18 protein-coding genes and 1 pseudogene are annotated in these 20,783 nt (G+C 34.1%); 6 read left to right on the forward strand and 13 right to left on the reverse strand.

Annotation, left to right across the window (positions count from 1 at the left end; translation table 11 throughout):
* The first annotated feature begins 8 nt into the window (after positions 1–8).
* Entirely contained in the window at positions 9–2,810 is a 2,802-nt protein-coding gene (locus NZ698_RS15695) for a GH92 family glycosyl hydrolase (protein ID WP_263004146.1), read from the forward strand.
* A gap of 147 nt (positions 2,811–2,957) precedes the next feature.
* Here the strand turns inward: NZ698_RS15695 and NZ698_RS15700 are convergent, their stop codons facing one another.
* The 3 genes from NZ698_RS15700 to NZ698_RS15710 all read right to left on the reverse strand — a co-directional run bounded on the left by NZ698_RS15700 (position 2,958) and on the right by NZ698_RS15710 (position 5,516).
* Positions 2,958–3,674, reverse strand: a complete 717-nt coding sequence (locus NZ698_RS15700) for a phytanoyl-CoA dioxygenase family protein (protein ID WP_263004147.1) — start codon at positions 3,672–3,674, stop codon at positions 2,958–2,960.
* A 66-nt stretch (positions 3,675–3,740) separates the two neighbouring features.
* Positions 3,741–4,241 carry a hypothetical protein gene (locus tag NZ698_RS15705; RefSeq protein ID WP_263004148.1) on the reverse strand — a complete coding sequence of 167 codons (501 nt, stop codon included), beginning with the start codon at positions 4,239–4,241 and terminating at the stop codon, positions 3,741–3,743.
* Positions 4,242–4,265: 24 nt separating this feature from the next.
* Positions 4,266–5,516 carry a dicarboxylate/amino acid:cation symporter gene (locus tag NZ698_RS15710; RefSeq protein WP_263004149.1) on the reverse strand — a complete coding sequence of 417 codons (1,251 nt, stop codon included), beginning with the start codon at positions 5,514–5,516 and terminating at the stop codon, positions 4,266–4,268.
* Positions 5,517–5,726: 210 nt separating this feature from the next.
* On the opposite strand from NZ698_RS15710, the gene NZ698_RS15715 reads away from it, so the two are divergent.
* Positions 5,727–6,218, forward strand: coding sequence for a BON domain-containing protein (locus tag NZ698_RS15715; protein ID WP_263004150.1), 492 nt, complete (start codon positions 5,727–5,729; stop codon positions 6,216–6,218).
* A 6-nt stretch (positions 6,219–6,224) separates the two neighbouring features.
* Positions 6,225–6,644, forward strand: a complete 420-nt coding sequence (locus NZ698_RS15720; RefSeq protein ID WP_263004151.1) for an SH3 domain-containing protein — start codon at positions 6,225–6,227, stop codon at positions 6,642–6,644.
* Between the two features lie 262 nt (positions 6,645–6,906).
* On the opposite strand, the gene NZ698_RS15725 is transcribed toward NZ698_RS15720, so the two are convergent.
* Positions 6,907–7,407, reverse strand: coding sequence for a hypothetical protein (locus NZ698_RS15725; RefSeq protein WP_263004152.1), 501 nt, complete (start codon positions 7,405–7,407; stop codon positions 6,907–6,909).
* A gap of 64 nt (positions 7,408–7,471) precedes the next feature.
* On the opposite strand from NZ698_RS15725, the gene NZ698_RS15730 reads away from it, so the two are divergent.
* Positions 7,472–9,331: a CocE/NonD family hydrolase gene (locus tag NZ698_RS15730; RefSeq protein WP_263004153.1), complete on the forward strand. Its 1,860-nt coding sequence runs from the start codon at positions 7,472–7,474 to the stop codon at positions 9,329–9,331.
* Between the two features lie 66 nt (positions 9,332–9,397).
* Here NZ698_RS15730 and NZ698_RS15735 read toward each other — a convergent pair whose 3' ends face one another.
* Both NZ698_RS15735 and NZ698_RS15740 read right to left on the reverse strand, forming a co-directional pair.
* Complete coding sequence (locus NZ698_RS15735) at positions 9,398–10,009, reverse strand: alpha-ketoglutarate-dependent dioxygenase AlkB family protein (RefSeq protein WP_263004154.1); 612 nt, start codon at positions 10,007–10,009, stop codon at positions 9,398–9,400.
* Positions 10,010–10,134: 125 nt separating this feature from the next.
* Positions 10,135–10,989 carry a bifunctional helix-turn-helix domain-containing protein/methylated-DNA--[protein]-cysteine S-methyltransferase gene (locus NZ698_RS15740; RefSeq protein ID WP_263004155.1) on the reverse strand — a complete coding sequence of 285 codons (855 nt, stop codon included), beginning with the start codon at positions 10,987–10,989 and terminating at the stop codon, positions 10,135–10,137.
* A 260-nt stretch (positions 10,990–11,249) separates the two neighbouring features.
* Here NZ698_RS15740 and NZ698_RS15745 point away from each other — a divergent pair, with 260 nt between their 5' ends.
* Entirely contained in the window at positions 11,250–11,909 is a 660-nt protein-coding gene (locus NZ698_RS15745; protein ID WP_263004156.1) for an HAD family hydrolase, read from the forward strand.
* Between the two features lie 79 nt (positions 11,910–11,988).
* Here NZ698_RS15745 and NZ698_RS15750 read toward each other — a convergent pair whose 3' ends face one another.
* The 4 genes from NZ698_RS15750 to NZ698_RS15765 all read right to left on the reverse strand — a co-directional run bounded on the left by NZ698_RS15750 (position 11,989) and on the right by NZ698_RS15765 (position 15,335).
* Positions 11,989–13,380 (reverse strand): type III PLP-dependent enzyme domain-containing protein, encoded by a 1,392-nt coding sequence (locus NZ698_RS15750; protein WP_047442472.1) that lies wholly within the window; start codon positions 13,378–13,380, stop codon positions 11,989–11,991.
* 119 nt (positions 13,381–13,499) lie between these two features.
* Positions 13,500–14,129, reverse strand: a complete 630-nt coding sequence (locus tag NZ698_RS15755) for a thiamine diphosphokinase (RefSeq protein WP_263004157.1) — start codon at positions 14,127–14,129, stop codon at positions 13,500–13,502.
* Positions 14,126–14,764, reverse strand: a complete 639-nt coding sequence (locus NZ698_RS15760; RefSeq protein WP_263004158.1) for a tetratricopeptide repeat protein — start codon at positions 14,762–14,764, stop codon at positions 14,126–14,128. The genes NZ698_RS15755 and NZ698_RS15760 overlap by 4 nt, the downstream gene beginning before the upstream one ends.
* Before the next feature lies 1 nt (position 14,765).
* Complete coding sequence (locus NZ698_RS15765) at positions 14,766–15,335, reverse strand: cob(I)yrinic acid a,c-diamide adenosyltransferase (protein WP_263004159.1); 570 nt, start codon at positions 15,333–15,335, stop codon at positions 14,766–14,768.
* A gap of 431 nt (positions 15,336–15,766) precedes the next feature.
* On the opposite strand from NZ698_RS15765, the gene NZ698_RS15770 reads away from it, so the two are divergent.
* Positions 15,767–16,258, forward strand: coding sequence for a DinB family protein (locus tag NZ698_RS15770; protein ID WP_263004160.1), 492 nt, complete (start codon positions 15,767–15,769; stop codon positions 16,256–16,258).
* A 128-nt stretch (positions 16,259–16,386) separates the two neighbouring features.
* Here NZ698_RS15770 and NZ698_RS15775 read toward each other — a convergent pair whose 3' ends face one another.
* The 3 genes and pseudogenes from NZ698_RS15775 to lptB form a co-directional block, all read right to left on the reverse strand.
* Positions 16,387–17,346 carry a helix-turn-helix transcriptional regulator gene (locus tag NZ698_RS15775; protein ID WP_263004161.1) on the reverse strand — a complete coding sequence of 320 codons (960 nt, stop codon included), beginning with the start codon at positions 17,344–17,346 and terminating at the stop codon, positions 16,387–16,389.
* Positions 17,347–17,575: 229 nt separating this feature from the next.
* Positions 17,576–19,300 (reverse strand): ABC transporter ATP-binding protein, encoded by a 1,725-nt coding sequence (locus tag NZ698_RS15780; protein WP_263004263.1) that lies wholly within the window; start codon positions 19,298–19,300, stop codon positions 17,576–17,578.
* Positions 19,301–19,978: 678 nt separating this feature from the next.
* Positions 19,979–20,704: pseudogene (gene lptB / locus NZ698_RS15785) on the reverse strand (LPS export ABC transporter ATP-binding protein); the annotation flags it as partial.
* Positions 20,705–20,783 lie beyond the last annotated feature (79 nt).

Consider the following 20,783-nt stretch of genomic DNA (forward strand, 5'->3'; position numbering starts at 1 on the left):
TTAAACTCATGCAAAAATTTTTCTTCATTCTTTTAGGATTGATCAGTCATAATTTATTTTCACAAAATTATTCGCAATACGTGAATCCATTTATCGGAACGGGTGGTCATGGTCACACTTTTCCTGGCGCAATCGTGCCTTTCGGGATGGTACAGCTTTCTCCTGACACCAGAATCGACGGAAGTTGGGATGGCTGTAGCGGTTATCATTACTCCGATTCGGTGATTTACGGATTTTCTCATACACATTTGAACGGAACCGGAGTTTCTGATTACGGAGATATTATGCTGATTCCAACAATGGGAAATCCTGGATTGACTTCTAAAGAATATTCATCAAAATTTTCGCACAAAAACGAAAAAGCGACGGCAGGATTTTATTCGGTTAAATTGGACAAACACAATATTGATGTTCGTTTAACGACGACAAAAAGAGTCGGTTATCACGAGTACACATTTAATAAAGCCGGAAATGCGAATATTATTTTAGATTTAAATCACAGAGATAAATTGCTGGAAGGCGAAGTAAAAATCATTGATGATAAAACCATCGAAGTTTTCAGAAGAAGTGAAGCTTGGGCGACGAACCAGCACATTTATGCAAGAATTGAGTTTTCAAAGCCGATGAAGATTTCAAAAAAGGAATTTAATGGTAAAAATGAAAACAATACATTCTCAGGGACCAAATTGGCTTTAGCATTCACAACTGCGGTGAAAAGTGGTGAAAAAATTAGTGTAAAAGTTTCAATTTCTCCTACAGATTACGAAGGTGCAGGAAAAAATATGCTGGCTGAAGGAAAATCGAATGATTTTGAAACCATTAAAAAAGAAGCCGAAGCAGATTGGAACAAAGAACTTTCAAAAATTGAAGTAAAATCTTCTGACAAAGATAAACTTACCGTTTTCTATACTGCTTTGTACCATGTTTTCACGCAACCCAATATCAATATGGACGTTGACGGAAAATATCGTGGTAGAGACAACAAATTTTACATGGCGAAAGATTTCGGATACTACACCGTCTTTTCGCTTTGGGATACTTTCAGAGGAGCGCATCCTTTGATGACTTTAATCGACAGAAAAAGAACGGCAGATTTCGTCAATACTTTCATCAAACAGCGTGAACAAGGAGGAAGAATTCCGGTTTGGGAACTAGCTTCCAACGAAACCGAATGTATGATTGGTTATCACGGCGTTTCCGTTATTGCAGATGCGATGGCAAAAGGCATTACAGGTTTTGATTATGAAAAAGCTTTTGAAGCTTCAAAGAATTCAGCAATGAAGGATATTTTTGGTTTAAATGCTTACAAACAAAACAATTACATCAGCATTGATGATGAGCACGAAAGTGTTTCTAAAACTCTTGAATATGCTTATGACGATTGGTGTATCGCTCAAATGGCGAAAATTTTAAATAAAAAAGAAGATTACGAATACTTCATGAAACGTTCTCAGAATTGGAAAAACCTTTACAATCCGAAAAACGGTTTTATGCAGGCAAGAAAAAACGGAAACTGGTACGAACCGTTTGATCCAAGCGAAGTCAACAACAATTATACGGAAGGAAACTCGTGGCATTACTCATATTCGGTTCAACAGGATATTCCGGGGTTGATTGAAGCGCATGGCGGAAAAGAAAAATTTGAACAGTTTATTGATGCTATTTTCTCAGCTTCTGATAAAACAACAGGAAGAGAACAGGTGGATATTACAGGATTAATGGGACAATACGCTCAAGGAAACGAACCAAGTCACCACATTGCTTACCTTTATAATTTCGTTGATAAGCCACAAAAAACGGAAGCAAAAATCAAGTATATTCTTGATAATTTCTACAAAAATTCGCCGGATGGATTGATCGGAAATGAAGATTGCGGACAAATGAGTGCATGGTTTATTTTAAGTTCTATGGGAATTTATGCTGTGACGCCAGGGAAACCTGAGTGGGAAACCGTAACGCCTTATTTTGATGAAATTAAATTACATCTCGAAGACGGAACGACGAGAATTATTACTAAAAACACTCCGAAAAGTGAACTGAAACATTTAGGTTTTGAAAATGTAAAAGTTGCAAAAGATTTAAAATATCCTGAACAAACTGCTTCTCCTATCATTGCCGCAGATCGACTGTTTGATTTTACCACTCAGGTGAAAATCACTCCGTTGAACGAAAAAGACAAAGTATATTACATGACGATGGATGAAAATGATGCCAATGTGAGAAAAACTTTTAAAGTCTACAAAGAGCCTTTTATGATCAATAAAACCACGCAGGTTTCTACTTACGCTGAAAGAAATGGAGAAAAAAGTGGAATCACAACTGCCAATTTCAACAGAAGACCCAATCATTGGGATATTTCCATCAACGCTAACATTAATCCGCAATATACTGCTGGTGGAAAGTTTGCTTTAATTGACGGAATCAACGGGGATGTAAACTGGAGAAAAGGTGAATGGCAAGGTTATCAAGGACAAACTGTTGAAGCGATTATTGATTTTAAATCTCCTCAACAGATCAGCCAGATTTCTTCAACATACTTACAAGACAGCAGAGCCTGGATTTTAATGCCGAAAAAAGTGGAATACTACGCTTCAATGGATGGAAAAACTTTCATTCTCCTAAAAACTTTGGAAAATAACATTGATGCTAAAGACGAAACAGTTCAGGTAAAAGATTTTTCAACGGAAATTCTTCCTACTGAAGCTCGTTACCTCAAAGTAAAAGCCTATCACTTTGGAAAACTTCCGGAATGGCATCAAGGTGCGGGTGGAGATGCTTATATTTTTGTGGATGAGATTTCTGTGAAGTAGAAATTTTTAATTTAAAATAATGAAACCTCTTTCGATTTGGAAGAGGTTTTTGTTTTATATGCAGAGGAACGGGTTTAGCTCGTTTAACAATTACACGAATATCAAATCAGGCTTTAGTCAAAGTTTATGTTTTGTATTTGAATAAAATCAATTAATCCTCTCCGACCAATTCAATTCTTCAGGAAGTTCTTTATCTGAAAATTCAATATGAATTACTCTCCGTTTTTTACCATTCGTCGTACGATTGGAACCGTGAAGAAGCAAAGGTTTCATAATCATAACTCCACCTTTTTCAACGTTGCAAATATTTTCTGTTTCCACATCCCAATCGATGATTTCGGGTCTGTAAATTCCTTTCGAATGAGATTTTGGAACTACCTTTAAAGCTCCGTTATTTTCATCGGTATCGTCTAAATGAATTCTTATCGTAAAAATATTTTCAAGAATATCTAAAGGAGGTTGAACGGCAAACTGATTTTGTTTCGTCGTCCAAGGTCCGAAATTTTCCAGATTAACTTTTTTATCCACTGAAATGGTCAAATCCTGATGATAAGCGACATACCAGTTTGATTTTTCGGGTTTATCGAAGTAAATACTTTTGACGACAAAATATTTTTCGCCAAAAATTTCTTTAATGATTGTTTTTAAATTTTCATTAAAAATCAAATTTCTTACTTCTGGAATTTCTTTTAAAAACTGTCTGATTGCAAAAAGATCTTCTGATTTTCTGAAGGTGTCTTTTGAAGTGTCTACGTTCTGAATGACTTCACTTATTTTTTCAATTTCTTCCGTAGAAAAAACATTGCTGATAACGGAAAATCCTTTATCAGCAATTGTAGTTTTATATTGTTGTAAATTCAACATTGTAAGTTTAATTTTTTTTTGGAGTTAAAGTTTTTAGATTCAGATTATATTTTATTTTGTCTATTTTTAACTATCGTCACCAAACCATAAAATTCCAATTTTTCTCTCACTGATTATTACAAAACCGTAATCATAATAATTGTATTTACTGATTCCTGACCATCCCATCATGTCTAATTCATCTTTATACGAATTGTTTGACGTAGATTTTTCCCAATACGCATTTTGATAAACATTCTCAATTCTATCAAACTGATTTAAGAATTTTTCTAAAAATTCACTTCCTTTTTCCCAGGTCATGAAATGCTCATTATACTTACTTTCTTTAATTATTGCTGAAATCATAGCATTTTTTGACTCAATAATATTTGTCTCAACTAAATATTTTTTATCAAATTTTTCGCGGTCAAAAAAACCAAATTTTTCTATTTCATTAAACAAATCATCCAATATATCATTGTTTAAACTTCTTTCGAAAATACGACAAAAGACTTCACCAATTTCCGCTCCATATTCTGTTATATATTTAGATTGGATATTGTTTTTAAATTCTATTTCATCAAACATTAAAATAGTAAGATTATTTGTTATTTACATATCTCCACCATGATTATCAAGCTGACCCTCCCATTTTGAAACGGCAGAAGTTGCCAAAGCATTTCCTAAAACATTCGTCATACTTCTTGCCATATCACAGAAGTGATCTATTGGTAAAATTAAAGCAATTCCTTCAGGCGGAATTCCAAACATTGAACAGGTTGCTACAATGATTACCAAAGAAGCTCTCGGAACTCCCGCAATTCCTTTTGAAGTTAACATTAATACCAAAAGCATGGTAATTTGTTGTCCGACCGTCATTTCAATTCCGTAGATCTGAGCAATGAAAATTGACGCAAATGTCATGTACATCATACTTCCATCCAGATTAAATGAATATCCCAAAGGCAAAATAAACGATACTACTCTATTGTTACATCCGAATCTTTCTAATTCTTCAACCAATTTAGGGAAAACAGCTTCCGAACTTGTAGTAGAGAAAGCGATCAATAATGGTGATTTTATTCTTCTTAATAATTCAAAGAGTCGGTTTCCTAAAATTAAATATCCAACTATTAACAATACAAGCCATAAAACTGCTATAGCAAAGAAGAAATCTCTAAGGTAAATGGCATAGACTTTAAAAATTTCAAAACCATTGGTCGCTACAACAGCCGCTATTGCTCCCAAAACTCCAAGCGGGGCAAACCACATAATGTAACCTACCATTTTCAGAATTGCATGAGCAATGATGTCAAATAATTTGATGACAGGCTGCGAATATTCGTCACCCAAATTGGCCAGAGCAACCCCAAACATAATGGAGAAAACTACAATCTGAAGAACTTCATTCGTAGCAAAAGCTTCAAAAATACTTTTAGGAATAATATGCTTTACAAAGTCTTCCATTGAGAAACCTTTACTCGATTTTAACAGTTCATCAGCAGAAGCAACATCCTGAATCGGAAGTTTTGTTACATGACCAGGTTCTAACCAATTCACCAAAATCAAACCTATAAAAAGAGAAATTAATGAAGCAGAAATAAACCAAAGCATTGCTTTTGATCCTACTCTGCCTATCATTTTGATGTCACTCATCTTGGCAATTCCCACCACCAATGTTGTGAAAACCAAAGGTGCAATAATCATCTGTACCAATCTGATAAAGACAGTTCCCAGAAGTTTAATATTAGCGGCGAAAGGTTTTGCACTTTCGGGATATTGAATATGTACAAATCCACCAATTGCTACACCTACAATCAATGCGATTATGATTGCAATAAATAATTTATTCTGTCCTTTCATATATAGAGTTCAATTGCCACAAATATAAAGGTTTTTCGGCTGAAGCCTAAACTTATGTTAAAATTACTTAAAATTCAATGATGAAAAATTAATATACAGATAATGAAACGATTAAATTAAAACCTTGATAGATTTATTAATTTTTAACATAATTGGTATAGATTTTATTATTACATTTGAGTCTAATTAAAACATTAAATTAAATCAATTATGAAAAAAACAATCGCAATGTCTGCCTTAGCTTTGGCAGTATCGTTTGGATCTATTTCGTGTAAAAAGAAAGTTTCTGATGCTGATCTTCAGACTTCAGCTACTACAATTGTTTCTACTAATCCCGGAGCAACTGTAGAAATCAAAGAAGGTGTTGCACACTTAGGTGGAACATTTGCTACACAGGCTGAAAAAGACGCAGCTATCAAATCTCTAAAAGAAATCAAAGGTGTAAAAGACGTGCACGATATGGCAACTGTTGCTCCAATAGTAACAGCTCCTGAACCTGTAACTACTACTACAGCTGTAGATCCTATGGTTCAGCAAAAAGTAAAAGATGCATTGAAAGATTTCCCATCTGTAAATGTGGAAGTTGTAAACGGAGAACTGACTCTTACAGGAACTGCTTCTTCGGCTCAGGCTAGAAAAATCAAAGAATCTGTGGATGCTTTGAAAGTTGGAAAAGTAAATTATAATTACACCGTAAAATAATTAAAGATGAGCACATTACAAGATAAATATTCAAGTGTGGTTTCTGCAGCTCAATCTGCAGGAGTATCAAATCTTCAGGTTCAGGAGCAGGATGGAATTCTTTACGTCTCCGGAAACGCTTCTAACACTGCAGCAAAAGATGCAGTTTGGAATGCTTTAGGAGCAATCGATTCTACTTATTCTGCTTCAGATATTAATATTGATGTACAGGTTGCAGGTCTTGCAGCTGGTGCAGCACTTACTATCGCAACAGAAGACTCTAATCTTAACATCAGACAAGAGCCTTCTACGGAAGCTGCTATTGTTGGTAAAGCAGCAAAAGGTACTTCAGTTACTTTGGTAGAGCAAACTTCTGACGATTGGTGGAAAGTAAAAACTTCTGACGGTCAGGAAGGTTATGCATATTCAAGATATTTGAAAGCATAAGCTTAAAAAAATAATAATTACAAATTATAATGAACATCTCCTTTGGGAGGTGTTTTTTTATTTAAATAATCTTATATAATAGTATATCAACCTCTTTGATTTTTCTAAAAAAAAAATTTAATAAATGTAAGTTTTGGCAACGATTTTGAATGCAAGTCAACGTCGTACTTTAAGTACTTGAAGAGACCAAACCAACCTTTATATATTTTGAAATGATCAGGAGAAATTCTGGTCATTTTCTTTTTTGAATTTCTTTTATTTTCTACTTGTTATCAGTAAGTGATGCTAAAAACTCTTCTGGATTAGTCAAAAATTTAACTGCATTAGATTCCATTATATCTTTTATAAGAAGTTCCCTGTTCGCTTCAAAAAAGTGATACTTTAAATTCATAAATTTAAGCTGGTGTTCAGAAGCTGTTTTTAAAACTAAATCAATAAATGTTTTAGTATTTTCTTTATCTCTAAGATCAAATCTAATCGTAAATTCTATTATACTATCTCCATCAAAAATTAAATCGCAGTCATTGTCTTTAAATTTTTCAGCATCTCCTTTCCAAAAAATTGAATTTTTAGTCTCGCTCTTACATCCAGAAATATTAGAATTTATTTTTTCAGTTATCGAATTCTTATTTAAATAATAATTTTCCCAAAAGAAATAAGTTTCCTTTCTGTAATCTGTTTCTATCTGACATATAAACTTTTTATAATTTTCCTCAAAATTATTAATTGGAATAAATATTAAAGTGTATTGCCAAATAGCCATTTGTATCAAAATTTATCTCAAATATAAAGAAGATTTTTATTTAAATTAGCGACAAATTTCCATTATGAAGATTCCTTTTTCAATTGTACTTATTTTCTTTTTTATTTTAGGAAAATCTCAAAATCCGGCTCAAACAGAAAGTTTTGTGAAAGATAATTTCACCAAAAGAGAATTTTACATTACGATGCGTGACGGTGTAAAACTTTTCACATCTGTTTACATTCCGAAAGACATTTCAAAAAAGCAAAAATATCCTTTTCTGATGCAACGAACCTGCTACAGCATTGCGCCGTATGGTGAAAATGAATACAGAACCAAGCTAGGTCCCAATCAGTATTTAATGAAAGACAAATATATTTTTGTTTTTCAGGACGTTCGCGGAAGATATATGAGTGAAGGAAATTTTACCAATATGACGCCACAAGTTGAACGAAAAACAAAAAAAGATGTCGACGAAAGCACCGACACCTACGATACTATTGATTGGCTCATTAAAAACATCAAAGACAACAACGGAAAAGTCGGACAATACGGAACTTCGTATCCCGGATTTTACACGGCTGTAGGAACTTTGGCGCAACATCCGGCTTTGGTCGCTTCTTCACCACAAGCTCCGATTTCAGATTTCTGGAATGACGATTTTCTGCATAACGGGAAATTTATGTTGGGTTATTTCAGAACTTTTCCTGTTTTTGGAGTTCAAAAAACAAAACCTGAACAAAAAGCATGGTATTCTGATTCGATGATTAAATCAACCTCAGAAGATGGTTTAAAATTCTACAGAGAATTGGGAACTTTGAAAGATGCTTACGAGAAATATTATAAAGATAATTTCTTTATGACCGAGATTATGAATCACACAAACTATGATGAATACTGGCAAAAAAGAAATCTTCTTCCACATCTTAAAAATGTAAATCATGCTGTAATGACTGTTGGAGGATGGTTCGATGCAGAAGATCTTTCCGGACCTTTAAACATTTACAAAACGATCGAAAAGACAAGTCCAAAAGCTAAAAACACCATCGTCATGGGACCTTTTTCTCATGGAGCTTGGTCTTACGAGCAGGGAAAACATTTTCATAATCAGATTTATTTTGGAGACAGCATTGCAACGTATTACCAGAAAAATATCGAGACTAAATTTTTTAATCATTATTTAAAAGGAAATACGAAAGAAGACGCCGGTTTGCCGGAAGCTCTAATGTATGATACCGGAGCCAAAGAATGGAAAGAATTTGCACAATATCCTCCAAAAAATGCACAGAAAATCAGTTTTTATTTAACTAACGGAACTTTAAAAAACACAGTCGGACAAGGAGCATCAGAATACTACAGTGATCCGAACAATCCTGTTTTAAGTTCTGACAATCTGAAAGATTTTAACGGATTTACTCCAAGAAATTATATGTCGGAAGATCAAAGATTTGCTGTGGGAAGACCCGATGTTTTGACTTTCACCACTGATGTTTTGACAGAAGATATGACTTTCGCAGGAGAAATTTTAGCGAAATTAAATATTGCTTCAAGTTCCACAGATGCCGATTTTGCAGTTAAATTAATTGATGTTTACCCGGAAGATTTCAAGCCAGCAGAAAAGAAAGAAGGCGTAGTTTACGGAAATTATCACCAAATGGTCAGAAGTGAAATTATGCCTGCAAGATTCAGAAATTCTAGAGAAAAGCCGGAAGCTTTGGTTGCCAATCAAAAAACTGCGGTGAATTTCAAATTGCAGGATGTTGTTCATACTTTCAAGAAAGGACATAAAATTCAGATTCAGATCTCTTCTACATGGTTTCCCCTTTTCTCAGTAAATCCTCAGAAGTTTTTAGACAATCCAAATATGGCGACAAAAGAAGATTACACGAAAGCTTTTATTAAAGTGTTTGAAGATTCCTCAATTGAAGTTGAGGTTTTGAAATAAGTTAGAAGTTAGAAGTTAGAGCGAAATTAAGCTTACAAAAAATAGCGGTGATTTACACTGCTTTTTTTATTCCTCAATCGTTCTGAAGGTCAGATTCACTCTTGGCATCTTCACTTTGGTAGTAGGCGGAAGTCTGTGAAGCCAGTTTTCTTGGGTCTTTCCTTTCATAACCAAAAGACTTCCGTTTTCAAGCATCAAATCAATTCTGTCCTTGGAAAATTTATGTTTGAATGAAAATTTACGCTCTGCTCCGAAAGTTAGAGACGCAATGGCTCCATGCTTTTTTAAATCTTTTTCGCCGTCGCTGTGATACGCCATTCCTTCATTTCCGTCATGGTATAAATTTAGAAGACAAGAATTGTAAGTTTCGCCGGAAACTTCTTCGCATCGCTGTTTTAAAGCTAATAATTCCGGAGTCCAAAGTTTTGCATATTTTGTTCTTTTGGAATAGGTGTATTCAAATTGTTTTTCCCCAAACCATGCTACCTTTCTTTTGGTATAAATCAGTTTTCCGAAAATCACCGCTTCGTCATTTTCCCAGGGAATTTGATTGAATAAATATTGGTAATATTTTTCACATTCTTGATCAGAAAAGATTTTGCCATAATAATCTGCAACTCCATCTTTGGGAAGAATATTGATGGGGAACTTTTGTACATCTTCAAATAGATTAAGCATTATTGTTATGTTTTAGAAAAAATTAATTGATTTTTATAAACAAGTACTGCGTTTCATTCCGTAAGAATCTCCCGGTTAGATAAAATATTGGCTTAGATTCTACGGAATGACAAAACCGCATAATTTTAAACAGAATTATTAGAATAAACCTTCGAACTTTCCCAGCCAATCATCAACTGCTTCCTGTCACTTCCCCACATATAACCACCTATTTTTCCTGAAGATTGTATCACTCTGTGACAAGGAATCAAAAACGCGACGGGATTACTTCCAATCGCCGTTCCAACAGCTCTTGACGCCTTTGGATTACCAATTTTATCGGCCAAATTTCCATATGTTGATAACTTCCCCATCGGAATGGTCAATAAGCTTTCCCAGACCTTGAGTTGAAAATCGGTTCCTTTCAGGTGTAACTTGATAGTATTCAATTTCGTCCAATCTTTATTAAAAATGGATAATGCACTTTGCTGAAGCTCGTCATGCTTTTCATAAAAAGATGCATTGGGAAATTTATTGACCAAATCCCTTAACGCCTTTTCACTATTTTCTTCGAAAGCCATATAGCAGATTCCTTTGTCTGTAGAAGCGGTAATTATTTTTCCAAAAGGGCTTTCTGAAAAACTGTAATTGATATTTAAATTCTTCCCGCCGTTCTTATATTCCGCAGGTGACATTCCTTCAATTTTCACAAACAATTCATGCAATCTACTCGTGCTTGAAAGTCCGGTTTCCAGTGCAGCATCAAACAGCGTGGCTTTTTCTTCTTTCAGTAAACTTTTTGCATGTTCAAGACTGATAAACTGTAAAAACTTTTTCGGACTCGTGCCTGCCCAATCTGTAAATATTTTCTGAAAATGTGCCGGACTTAAATTTACGTTCTCAGCAACCTCATCCAAGTTTGGTTGAAATTTAAAATTGCTTTGAATAAAATCTATTGCTTTGGCAATTCTCTGATAATCTATTTCGTCTTGTGTCAACATTTTTATTTCGTTTTGTTTTACAAATTTCCAAAGAAAAACTGAAAGAAAAAATCCGTTTCTTGTGGAATTTAAATCTATTTTGAAACAGTTTTATAATTAAATATTGAGTTAAAGTTATGAATAAGTTTGGATATAGTTTGAAGCCGGAAGACGGATGCTTGAAGTTTGTATTAGCAATTTAAATAACCTAAGTTTAAACTTCGCCCGCTCTTCTTAATGCTTCCATGCAAATTTCCATACCTTTGTGAAAAATTCAAAACATGTCCTTAAAAGCTGTGCTGTTCGATATGGATGGCGTTATTGTAGATACAGAACCTTTGCACAGAAAAGCGTATTTCAAAACATTTAATCAACTGGGAATTGACGTTTCCGAAGAATTGTACACCTCTCTCACAGGTGCCTCTACGAAAAGAGTTTGCGATACTTTAATTGAGAAATTTGGTCTTTCTGAAACCTATGAAGAAATTGCTGCAATCAAAAGAGCGCACTTTAAAGATTACTTTTATAACGACTCAGAATTTGATTTAATTTCGGGAGTCCGAGAATTGATTCAGCATTATTACGAAAACGGAATTACATTAATTCTTGCTTCTTCTGCAACCATGACCACAATAAATATGGTTTTTGAAAAATTTGAATTAGAAAAATATTTCAGCGGAAAAATCAGTGGTGCCGATTTAAAAGAATCAAAACCGCATCCGGAGATTTTCATTAATGCAGCTGAAATGGCTCAACAAAAAACAGAAAACTGCATGGTCATTGAAGATTCTACCAACGGAATTTTGGCGGCTCACCGAGCAAGAATTTTCTGCGCAGCATATAAAAGTGAGCATACCCATAATCAGGATTATAGTTTAGCGAATATTGTAGTTTCAGATTATGCTGAATTGGAAGTAGAGAAGATTTCGAAATTCTTTTAAATAAAAAAACAGCTCTTTTTCGGGAGCTGTTTTTTTGTAAGTTTTGTCTACTCTTCGACTTCGCTCAGAGCACAGTATTTTAGTAACCCAAAATTTTCAAAATATCTTCAGGTTCCTGTCTTTCTCTGAAAATCTCATATTGAAACTCACCGTTTTCATCTTTTTGAATCAGGATGTGTCTCGGTTGAGGCATCAAACAGTGGTGAACTCCGCCGTAACCACCAATCGTTTCCTGATAAGCTCCCGTGTGGAAAAAACCAATGTACAAAGGTTTTGTATCGCTGAAAACAGGTAAATAAATGGCGTTTGTATGTTGTTCAGAATTATAATAATCATCAGAATCACAAGTTAATCCGCCCAAGAAAACTCTTTCGTAAGAATCTTCCCAACGGTTCAGAGGAAGCATGATAAAGTGTCTTGAAATTGCCCAAGTATCTGGAAGTGTAGTCATGAAAGATGAATCGATCATATTCCACTTTTCTCTGTCGTTCTGACGTTTCTGAGAAATGATTTTATATAAATTAGCACCGCTTTCTCCTACTGTAAAGCTTCCAAACTCTGTGTAAATATTCGGTTCTTCTACTCCTTCTTCTTCACAGAATTTTTTGATTTGAGAAACGATTTCCTCAACCATATACTGGTAGTCGTAATCGAAATTCAGAGAAGTTTTAATTGGAAAACCACCACCGATATTCAATGAATTAACTTCAGGAGCAATTTTTTTCAAACGTGCGTACACACGAAGACATTTGTACAGTTCATTCCAATAATACGCCGTGTCTTTGATTCCTGTATTGATGAAAAAGTGAAGCATTTTCAGTCTTGCATTCGGGTGTTCTGCAATTTTCTGACTGTAATATGGGATAATGTCTTTGTACCCAATTCCTAATCTTGAGGTATAAAATTCGAATTTCGGCTCTTCCTCAGAAGCAATTCTGATTCCGATATCGAAAGTGGTATCAATGCTTTCCGTTAATTTATCAAGTTCACGGTAATTATCTAAGATTGGCGTGATGTTTTCAAAACCACTGTTGATCATATCTGAAATTTTAGCCAGATAATCATCGGTTTTAAAACCGTTGCAGATCACTTCAATATCCTTGGTCACTTTACCTTCGTTGTAAAGTGATTTTACAATATCCATATCGTAAGCTGACGAAGTTTCAATAGAAATATCGTTCTTCAAAGCTTCTTCAATCACAAATTTGAAATGGCTGGATTTTGTACAGTAACAGTATCTGTAGTTTTTTTTGTAATCGATTTTCTCAAAAGCTTCCTTAAACCAGCCTTTTGCTTTCTGAATATTTTGAGAAATCTTCGGGAGGTAACTTACCTTAAGAGGCGTTCCAAACTTCTCAACAACTTCCATCAAAGGAATATCGTGAAAAGACAAATTGTTCTCAGAAACATTGAATTCTTCCGTTGGAAAATACAATGTCTGATCAATAAGTTCCGAGTATTTTATTTTCATTTTCTGACAAGTGAATTAAGAATGCAAAATTGCTAAAAAAGTTTGATTTTTTAGTTTTAAATTTTCTTAAAGTTTTCACAGATTTATAATCACTTAAATCGGTATTTTCTATGTAAAAATCAGAGATAATCTCTTCCTATAAATACAAGCAAATCTCCTTTTTCATATTCTATCAAAACATTATCTTCAAGTGCAAAATTTCTAGTACCAATTCTTGTGGTAATACTCAGATTTTCATTGGTTAATGGCCAGTTCAGACCTTTAGTTGTTACATTTTCAACAAGAGGAAAAGGATACAGTGAAACGAGTTTGTTTTTCACATTTTTTAAAACAAAAGTTTTGGGTATAAAAAAATATTCAGAAAACTCGTCATAAAATTTTATGCTTAAATTTTCTTTAAATGAATAAGCAACCGTTAGATTTCCCAAAAAATGATCCTGTTCTCCTCCACTTCCGCCAAAAACATCGATATCTTTGAAGCCTTTTTCTGCAATAATTTCTAAAGCTTTATGAAAATCGGTCTTTTCCTGATCGGGAGTAAAAATAAATTTATCTTCATATACATTTTCATCTGCCCCTGAATGCGAATCAAAATCACCCGAGATAAAATCCAGTTTTTCTAAAGGGAAATGCAGATTTTTCAGATAATGAAAAGCCCCGTCTGTGCAGGCAATCAAATCATAATCTTCAGGGTTTGGAAGTGATTTTGGAGCGTCACCGTTGATGAATAATAAAACTTTTCTGCTCATTTTGTAGTTTTATTAATCATTTCTTCAATATTCTGCTGAGTTGTAATAATCCATTTCCCAACATTTTTGCCGGGTCTTTTCTCTTCCACTTTTTTTATAAAACTTTTTGCATCAATACTATCTTCTGCATCGGGTTGCAGTTCTACATATTTTTTGTAGGTTTCCAGCATACGGTCAACTTCCTGATAAGTGAGACCTTCCGAATACAACAGCTTTCTGTAAGATCTTCCGACATAATAATTTACCGCAAAATACTGCTGTGAATTTGAATCAATTAAATTGTAAGCTTTTTCAAAATAATCGATCGCTTTTCTGAAATCCGGCTTGCTTTTGCTGAAATTATTGATTCCGCCATACCAAAGTGCAGCCGTGAATTCCGGCTGTTTGACTAAAATCTCACCAATTATTTTTTCTGCTTCATCATTTTTATCCTGATTGATTAAAGCCAAAGCCAACTGCGATTTTAAAATCGGGTTTTCGGGATCTTCTTTCAATCCTTTCCTAAAAGTAGTTTCAGCATCAGAAAATTTATTTTTGGATATCAATTCGTTTCCTTCGTCAAGATAAACCGTAATATCCTGACAAAAGAATGAGTGAGAAAACACAATTAGTAAGAGTAGAAATATCTTTTTCATATTATCTCTCGTTCGGATTCCAGTATTCTTCCGGTTCGTTGTTGATTTTTGAAATGTATCTCGCCAAAACAAAAAGATAATCTGAAAGTCTGTTTAAATATTTAATCAATTCCGGTCGCACTTCTTCCGATTCATTTAAAAAAACCAATGACCGTTCTGCTCTTCTGCAAATCGTTCTTGCGGCGTGTAAAAATGTTGCAGATTTTCCGCCTCCGGGAAGGATGAAATATTGTAATGGTTCTAGTTTTTCCTCAAAAGCATCCATCCAGTTTTCTAATTCTTCAATTTCTGTATCGGAAATAATTAACGGAAGACGGGATTTTCCATTCGCTAACATCAGTTTATCAACAGGAGTTGCTGCTTCAGAACCGACTGTAAATAAGTCAAACTGAATTTTTTTCAGTTGCTTTAAAACCTCATCGTCCGTAATATGACTCTTTGAAATTCCGATAAATGAATTGAGCTCATCAATATTTCCGTAGCTTTCTACTCTTGCGCTGGCTTTAGAAACTCTGGTTCCACCATATAAAGCGGTTTGTCCTTTATCTCCTGTCTTAGTATATATTTTCATAGGTAAATTATCATGGTTTCTGAATGCCCAATCAATCAAGGCTTTTTCATGATACTAAATTAGTTTTTTTTACAAAGAGGAAAAAATGAAAACCCAAATGTTCTGAAAAAAACTGAATTCCTAGCCCGGATAGAAGCGGCATCCTTTTTTTGAAAAAAAAAGATACAGCGGATAGCCGGATTAAGCTCCTAAAAAATTTAATAAAATAAAAAGACCAACCCCGAAAGATTGGCCTCACTCAAAATTATTTATCTACCTCTACATATTTTCGTTTGAAACATTTGTGTATCGGATATCCATCTAACGTGAGAAATATATAATTATTTGAAAAGAAATAAAATAATTTTTAAACATAAAAAACCCTACTGACAAACTGTTGTCATCACCGGTTCATACCTTTGTCTTAACATTAACAAATAATACAAAACATTATGACAACTACAGCGACAGCAACGAAACAGTTTATCTCTTCAGCACAATTATTAGAACATTGGCAAGGTCACAGAAATCTGACAAGAAGAGTGATTGAAATGTTCCCTGAAAAAGAATTATTCGAATTTTCAATTGGCGGAATGAGACCATTTGCAAAATTAGCCATAGAATTGATCAGCATTGCAGGTCCGGCTTTGAAAGGAATTGTTGAGACACAGGAAAATGAATTTTCTGAAGAAGCTTTTCAACCAAAAACGAAAGAAGAAATTTTAACAAAATGGGATTCTGAAACGGAAGTGATTAATCATTATTTTAACCAAATCTCAGAAGAAAGATTTCAGGAAACTTTTAATTTATTTGGTCAATACGAATTTCCGGTGTATCAAAATATCCTTTATTTTGTGGATAATGAAGTTCATCACCGCGGACAAGGATTTGTTTATCTAAGAGCTTTAGGAATTGAACCTCCTTTTTTCTGGGAAAGATTCTAAGGCTTCCCAAATATCACACGGATCTACTTAGGATAAATCTCTGCTAATAAATTACTCCTACAGATTTTGCAGATGAAGCAGATTAAATTCAAAAAATCTGTGATGATCTGTGTAATCTGTAGGAGGTTTTATTCAATATCATAAGTTTCAGATATCTTCTGAACCAAATTTTTCATTTTGATTTTTAAAAGTTCCGGTTCTAAAATTGTGGCGTAGTCTGCGAAAGTAATCAACCAGCGTGGAAATCCTTCGTCAATCCATTCTGTTTCGAAAGTCATTTCAATGCCTTGCTCAGTTTCTTTCTCTGAAATCAATCCGTAATAGCTTTTAGAATTAATCAAATATCCCATGATTTTTTTATCGACCAGCAATTTTACTGTTGTGATTGTTTTTGAGGCAATTCTCCTGTGGTCATTGATTTTTCCATATTCCTGTGAAAAAGATATCTCAGTCTTGGAGATTTTCAAAATCCTATCGACTCTGAACTGTCTGAAATCTTTTCTCAGCGTACAAAAAGCCATAATGTACCAATAGGTAAATTCGTAAAAAATCCCAACCGCTTCAATGGTTCGGTTTGAAACCTGTCCGTCAACGCTTTGGTATTCGATAGAAAGCTGCTTTTTTTCGGCAATACTTTCAAGAATAATCGGAATCACATTTTTTATAGAATCATCTGATTTCGGACTGTAATCAAAAATATCAATCTGATTTTCGATATTCTGAATTAAATTTTTATCTGAATTTCTCAAGACCGAACGCAGTTTTTCCATTGCAGTTTTATAGTGGTTTCCCAAACTTTCATGCGAAAATTTTTGCATCAGTTTTTCTGCAGTGATAAAACTCAAAACTTCTTCTTTGGTAAACATTACAGGCGGAAGTTTATAGCCTTCCATCAGAGAATAACCACTTCCCGCCTCGCCAACAATAGGAATTCCGGCGTTTTCTAATGTCTTAATGTCACGATAAATTGTTCTTACGCTCACTTCGAATTTTTCCGCCAAATCCTGCGCTCTTACAATAGGTTTTGATTGTAATTGAGTGAGAATAGCGGTAACACGGTCGAGTTTTTTTAAGTAATGATCCTGCATTTATTTGTAGGTATTAATCAGACGATCCAAATTTACTTCAATCTTAATTAAATTTAAACTTTTAAAATATTGAATGTTTTTTTTAAACCATTAAGATTTAATAAGTTATTTAGTTTGATTAAGGAAATATCTAAAGATATTCATTAAGCAAACTTTTAAATTCAGATTGATCTGAACCTTAAAAAACCTTATCAGCTAAAAGATCTTAATGGTTTAAGTTATTGTTAGATTAATTTTTGAACGTATTGAACAATTTATCCAAATTTAAACTTCTCGCAGAAGCATCAAAAATTTCTCTGTACGTTCCGTCTTTCTCGAAAAGTTCGTCATGAGTTCCGCTTTCTACAACGTGACCTTTTTTCATCACATAAATTTTATCTGAATCTAAAATCTGAGAAAGCGAGTGCGAAATAATGACAACCGTTCTTCCGGCTTTGATCGCATCTAAAGAATTTTTGATCTGTTCGGTTGCAATCGCATCGAGACTTGCAGTCGGTTCGTCAAGGAAAATAATTGGCGGATTTTTCAAAAATAATCTTGCAATCGCAATTCTTTGTTGTTGTCCACCGGAAAGTTGGGTTGCATCGTGATGATACTTTTCCGGAAGATCGATGATCTGATCGTGGAGATATGCTTTTTTGGCAGCTTCCTGAATTTCTTCAAAACTTGCATTCATATTTCCATAACGGATGTTGTCTTCAATACTTCCCTGAAAAATGTGATTTTTCTGTAAAACCAAACCAAGATCGTTTCTTAAATATGAATTTTCAAAATCATTTAAATCAACTTTATCCAGCAAAATTTCTCCAGAATCAGGAAGATAAAATTTACATAAAAGATTAATGATTGTTGATTTTCCTGCACCGCTTAGTCCAACCAAAGCTGTTGTTTTACCATTTTCGATCATCATAGAAACATCATTCAACGCCTTTGTACCATTTGGATAAGTGAAATTGACATTTTTTAATTCAAAATTTCCTGTGATTTTACTTTCGATGAAAGTTCCGTTGGGTTCTGCTTCGTTTTCAGCGTGTAAAATATCAAAATATCCTTCAGCATAAATCATGGCATCATTCATATCATCATAAATCCTATGTAACTGCCGAATTGGAGCCGAAACATTATTAAACAACATAATATGAAGCATAATTGCGCCAATCGTCATCTGCTGATCCAAAACCAGATAAACCGTCAAAAGTATAATCAAAACTACCCCAAACTGTTCAATAAAAGTCTTTAAACCATCATAAATAAAATTGGTTTTTCGGGTAAACATCTGGCTGTCCATCAACTGCATCTGAAGGTCATACTGTTTCTTCCCTTCAAATTTTTCACGGACAAAACTTTTAATCACCATAATTGAATTGATTAAATTTAAAAGTCCCGAAGTTTTTTGTTCACGCTGATTTCTCAACTGACGGCGAACCCCGCCCAGCTTTTTAGCCTGTAACGAACTGATATAAAAGTAGATCGGAACGATGATCGTAGAAACAATTCCGACATATACGTTCTGCATATACATGATGATCAAAGCAATAAATGCATTTGAAAACAATGGCAACATATCAATAAAAAAGTTCTGCACCAGTTTTGTCAGGCTTTCAATTCCTCTATCGATTCTGATTTGCAGTTTTCCCGATTCGTGGTTTTCGTCGTTGAAATAGGCAACTTTATACGTCAGAATTTTATCAATTGCTGATTGAGCCAAAACCGAACTTACGTTGATTCTTATTTTTTCGCCATAAAATTTCTGCCCGAAATTGATGAAAATATTCAATAATTCTTTACCCAATAAAATGATTGAGATGATAATCAAAATATGAATTCCTTCGTTCATCGGATCAGGCAAATGAGTCAGTTTTGTTACTTCATCAACTGTATATTTTAAAACTAAAGGATTGACCTGCGCTGCTAAAGCTCCAAGAAAAGTAAGAAACAGTGTTCCGTAAATCATTAAACGGTAAGGTTTAATAAAAGGAATCAACTGTTTGTAAATTCCGAATAAGGTGACTGTTCTATTGAAGGGTTTTGCCATTAATTGGTGTTAAGAGAAAAACGTACCGTTTCTCAGAGAAAAGGTACGTCTTATTATTTTTTAGGGCAAATATTTTAATTTATCTTTTTTCTAAACATTCAGATAATTAAATTTTTAAGGACAAAATAGTTCATAATTTTTAAAGATTCACTTTCGTAAATTATTAAGCTTTTCGCTTAAATCAATTTATTGATTCTTAACCATTCTTACTTGCTGAATTTTCTTAATGGTAAAATTTTTCATTAAATTATAAAGAGGTATTTATCCTTCAAACATATATGTTGTAAGATAATGCAGTTCAGACTTGCTCGCAGCTTTTGATTCCGCTTCTGCCTGTTCAAGAGAATATTGCATATTGATTTCCTTCTTCTGGAAAACAAAAGCATTGTTGGCATTTTTATCTACAATATCATTGAAAATATGCTGAATTTCTGAATTCCCTAATGATGAAAAACTAATATCTTCAAATCCGTACATCAATCTCAAATCGTCAAACTGAGAAAAATTTTCATCGACAAAACTTTGAAACTGAGATTTAGAATCAAAATTTCCTGCCCAAATATTGTACGCATGTTTTTTCTTGCTTGGCTTGTCGAAAATACTTTGGTACACAAAGTTTTCTCCCAAATATGCTTCTCTTACTTGTGGATCATTTGCAAGCTCTTCCGGTAAACCTTCTTTTAAGATTTTACCTTCAAACATAATGTAAGTTTTGTTGGTAATTGCCAAAGTCTGCTGTACGTTGTGATCGGTAATCAGGATTCCAATATTTTTATCGGTAAGACTTCTCACAATCTTTTGAATATCTTCTACCGCTATCGGGTCGACTCCGGCAAAAGGCTCATCCAAAAGAATAAAACTCGGACTGGTTGCTAAACAACGTGCGATCTCGGTTCTACGTCTTTCACCACCTGAAAGTAAATCTCCACGGTTTTTACGAACGTGTTGTAACGAAAACTCTTCAATTAGCTCATCACATTTGATCTGCTGTTCACGTTTTGAAAGTTTCGTCAACTGCAGAACTCCCATGATATTATCTTCTACAGACAATTTTCTGAAAACGGAAGCTTCCTGCGCAAGATAACCGATTCCTTTTTGGGCTCTTCGGTACATTGCATCGGTGGTGATTTCCTGTTTGTCGAGGAAAATCTTTCCTGAAGTCGGCTTCACCAAACCAACGATCATATAAAACGATGTGGTTTTTCCGGCTCCGTTTGGACCCAGCAAACCTACAATTTCCCCCTGCTGAACTTCTACAGAAACGCCTTTTACAACTTTTTTGGGACCGTATTCTTTGATTAAGTTTTCTCCTCGTAAAATCATAGCAGCAAAGATAAAGTTTTTTTGAATTTAAAATTCAGATTAAAAATTGGTTGAGGTAGTTTTATGAAAATTTAAGGTT

The organism is Chryseobacterium edaphi (assembly GCF_025628985.1).
GTDB lineage: Bacteria > Bacteroidota > Bacteroidia > Flavobacteriales > Weeksellaceae > Chryseobacterium > Chryseobacterium edaphi.